General features: G+C 48.9%; 1 protein-coding gene. It reads right to left on the bottom strand.

Translation table 11 applies throughout. The features are described 5' to 3' along the window. Positions 1 to 394: 394 nt before the first annotated feature. Complete coding sequence (locus tag Q2J39_RS10480) at positions 395 to 3,643, bottom strand: glycoside hydrolase domain-containing protein (protein ID WP_289640786.1); 3,249 nt, start codon at positions 3,641 to 3,643, stop codon at positions 395 to 397. Positions 3,644 to 4,180: the final 537 nt, after the last annotated feature.

Here is a 4,180-nt window from a genome sequence, read left to right as displayed (position 1 = left end):
GCTGTTTTCTTAGATATCTAAAGGTGATTTGACGACTGAGAGAAGCGATTTCCCTCAGCGCTCAACTATAATAACACGGGCATCGAAGTGACGCAAGCATTATTTGTGAATTTTTAAAACAATTTCACGACTAGCTGATTGGGCTGTTATTTCGCTTTTTGCGTACAAACAGCTTTTCATTTATACACCTCAAAAAGAAAGAACGCAAATCTTATGCTCCTGGGATCGCCCCCCAGAAAATTGATTTTCCGTCTGCTTTCTGTACAGCTCATCGGGTTTCCATAAAAAAGGAGGACTCTGGTTTTACTTTCCAGAGTCCTCACAATCGGTTTAAAGCGTACGGCATCCAGATTCAGATGCCGTTTCGAACGTTCCTTTTTCGAACAGACTGAGCTTAGTCATTCTGTACTGTAGGAAGGTGATTCGCATTGGGGAGAAGACGCAGGGCCAGAAGAAGCGCATGGAGCGTTTCGACTTCCTGGTCGACCTGATCCTGACTTTCCGGATGATTCAGGATTGCTTTGGCCGTTTCTGTTTCTTCTGCCAGCTGCGTCCAGCCTGTGCTTTCGTAGTCGGTTTCCTCAAATTTGAGGTGATCGACTTTATCTGTGAGCTGAGCGAGCAGTTCCGTATGGATCGTTTCCATTTCTTCCGGGGCAATCGTGTGCGCAGCTGCCTGCATTGCATCCGCAACCGCTTTGGTCTGTGCATGAACGCTCATTCTCACCTCCTGAGAAGAGGCAACGGCCGAGCCATAGCTGCTCGTCTGCGACGGCTTGCTCATGCTGTCAACGGCGCTCTGCAGGCTGGCTTTTGCACTCTCGTCGAGATCTTCATTTGCGAGCAGCCAGCGAACTTTCGCACTGTCGCGAATACCCTGCCTGAGCATTTCATAACGCGGGGTACTGTAATAGTTCTTGCCCTGAATCAGATCGGTATTACCTCTCTCAAGCGGATAGATAAACCAGCCGTCTCCCGGTTCCCAATAGCGGTAAGTAGCGTCGCCGTGCATGTCATAGACGTAGTTATCGAATGCCCAGCGCATGTAACCGTCGGTTTTGAGGGTAACGGTATAGAACATATCCCAGTAGTTGTCGCCTGGATCGGAAATCATGAAGTTCGACGGATAGTCGCCCGTGCACGTATAGAACGTGGTGTTCAGACCTTTTTCGCGTCGATGCTCGGACAGCGCAGCCGTTTGTTCCTTGGATGTATTGCCCAGGTTGACGGAAATATCGTCAATCTTATCTGTGAAATCATAATAGGACGGAGCACTGTAGTTCAGTGCGGAAGAAATCTTGAACTGTTTGCCGTCTTCGGTCTTAATCGAATCGATCAGCTCAACAGCCGGTTCCAGCATATCCAGACTTCTTTCATCCATGGAAATATAGGTGATGTCGGTCCATCCTTTTTCCTCGGAATGCTGCAGATAGTCCTGCAGAAAGTCGGTCCAGATTTCTTTCCATTCGTCGCTTCCCGGCGTAAAGGTCTGGGATTTGGTCGAGCTCGTTGCTTCATCAAACCACGAAATCTGGTTGTTCCATGGAACGATGGAATAGGCCTTGATCTGACCAATGCCGTTGGCTGGATCCAGAACGCCGCATTCAATCATGAAATTGATCCAGGTATCGTACCAGGAATAGTCGAAATCCCAGGTACCGTCAGACTTCTTCGTCCACTGCACCATGGACAGGTCGTTATAGAACGACTGATGGCCCCAGGCCTGATCCACAATATTGGCTACCGCATCGTGACCGCCGATGGCCGCATAGTCTTCGTAGGAATCACGCATGAGATCCAGATGTTCTTGGGTGAAATAGAAATCTTTCTGACTGTCTGTGCAAATCGATCCCTTGTTATTGGCACCTAAGCCAAGATAGTTGTCCGCTACCGAGAACGGATGCTGCCAGAGCTGAATTCCAGTCAGTTCCGGATCCGGCTGCTGTACATTAATGACTTCCAGCGTATAGTCGAGTTCCTTCAGCGAAGACGCTTCATCGCAGGAGATACGAACCTTGCCTTTGTACGTACCCGGTTTCGTCGAAGCGGTCGTGCCAAACTGGATCCAGGCAAAGCGAATCGACTGTGCAGGAATGGTAATCTTGCCGGGATTGCCGATCAGATCCGGGAACTCCTTAACCGGCGCACCCGAATTGCCGCGTCCAATATTGGCCGTAGTCGTTTCGAGCCAGCCATAATGCATGGCTGATGCCGGCAGTTTATCTCCGTCTTCATTCACGAAATCGGAAAAACTCAGTTCTACGTTATGAAGGTCTTCGCCCATGGACGCTACGTTGACTTTCGAGTTGATCGTGTCATTTTTCCAGAGCGTTCCCTTAAATGAATCGCCCTCACCCGCATAGAGGCTCGAATAGTTTTCCGGAAGATCCAGAAGCTTTTCGTTGCCGACATAGGCATTCATCGTCGACAGATCGGGATCGACATTGAGAACAATTGAAGCGCTGATTTCCGGATGATCTTTCAGTTCTGCCATAATGGTTACCTTTTTCTTTTCTGTAACGACATCCTTGCCAGCGATGGTGACTTTTCCGTTTTCATCCACTGCGGCAATTGTCGGGTCGCTGCTCGTCCAGACGAGAGTACCCGTCGAATTCCATGGCTGGAACTCTTTTTCGAGTGTCAGTTCTGTTCCTGGAATTGCTGTCGTCGCTGTACTGTGAAGAGAAACAGAAATCGGTGTCAGTTCCTCATGATAGACTTTCAGATAATCGAGCTGAATGGCCATATCGGGCTGATCCTTCAGTTCCACTTTCAGCGTATGTTCGCCTTCTTCAAGCGTATCTGAAGCCCAGATCAGCTGCTGATTCACACGCGTATCGCTCGTAGCGCTGGCGGTTCCCACTTCTACGCCGTCAATAGAGAACGTATAAACGCCATGACCAGGGGCTTTGGTTGCCCACATTTCGACTTTATTGCCGATGAACTTCATTTCAAAGGAGTCTCCGTCATAGGCATAGTGCTCATATCCGTCGTGAAATGCGTCTGGATAAGCTGTACCGCCGCCTTTCCAGTTTCCGTTGTATTTCACTTTAAAGAGCTCATCATCTTCCGTGATGTCCATATCTTCGACGATCGTATAGCCCTTGAACGGTTCTGGTTCACCACTCGACCAGACTTTAAAGTAAGTAACGCTCATTCCATAAAGCGTTCCGGAAGCCGCCGCATTGGCTTCATCCAGAATGGTCAGCTTCAGCGTATGCTCTTTTTCATCCAGGTTAAGATTCGAATCTTCGGAACTGAACAGGAGCGTATCCGCTCCAGTTCGGCTTTCGGCCCACGCATCGTAGGTAACGGCTTCTCCGTCATCAATGGAAACGGAAAACTTCCGATGATTGGGGGCTTTTACACCGTAGATTTCCACTTTCTGGCCTGTAAACGTAAAAGTCAGACTGGCGCCAGCCTGATTGGCATAATGCTCGGTTGCAGCCGGATCGGCGCTTCCGCCTGCTGTCCATCCGCCGTTATTCGCGTTGCCTTCGGAATAGGCAATGGAGGCGTCCGTGTCATCCACTGTTTTTTCGGTAAGAGTTTCTGCCTGCGGCATCAGCGCTGCATTTTTCATGATCGTTTGAGCCGGTGTCCAGGATTTCGCCAGAACCGGAACAGGAACAATCAGACTCATTGCCATGCTGCCTGCGCAAAACAGGCTTCCCATTCTGCCAAACGTTTTCGCTCTGGCAGATGTTCTGCTGTGATTCTTCATAAATCCTCACTTTCTTTCTCGACCGAAAGCACAGAACCCGATTGGGAATCCATGCTCCCAGTAAAATCAGCGGTCAAGAACGGTTGTTTTCCAGCTGCACTGCCCGCTGCAGCCTGTCTTTTGAATTTGCCCGATTAAAAGACGAAACGTCTATTCTTTTCCGCTTTCATCCATCATCTTAACGTATTTACGAAATCCCAAAGATTTCAATTTTTGTGAAATCCGCAATCCAATTTCAGTTTGTTTGAAAAAATTTTGAACAGCGTTCCGCTCAGAACTGAATCTTTACACCGCTTCTGGACCAGTTCTACCTGCTGTCCGGGCGGACGGCAGCGACCGGATCAGATCCCGGATTTCTCACTTCCAGAACGCAGACTATGAAAAAATCCCCGAAAGATATAGGATTTCTCCTTTATCCTTCGGGGATTTCATTTTGTCTGGCAGCTTCCTATCTTT

Origin of the sequence: uncultured Allobaculum sp., from assembly GCF_948576815.1 — a bacterium.
GTDB lineage: Bacteria > Bacillota_I > Bacilli_A > Erysipelotrichales > Erysipelotrichaceae > Allobaculum > Allobaculum fili.
This window is presented reverse-complemented; position numbering and strand designations above follow the sequence as displayed.

What these genes read in the sequence shown, in the direction of transcription:
- Q2J39_RS10480 (WP_289640786.1), bottom strand. Translation starts at nt 3,643, where the DNA reads ATGAGTCTGATTGTTCCTGTTCCGGTTCTGGCGAAATCCTGGACACCG.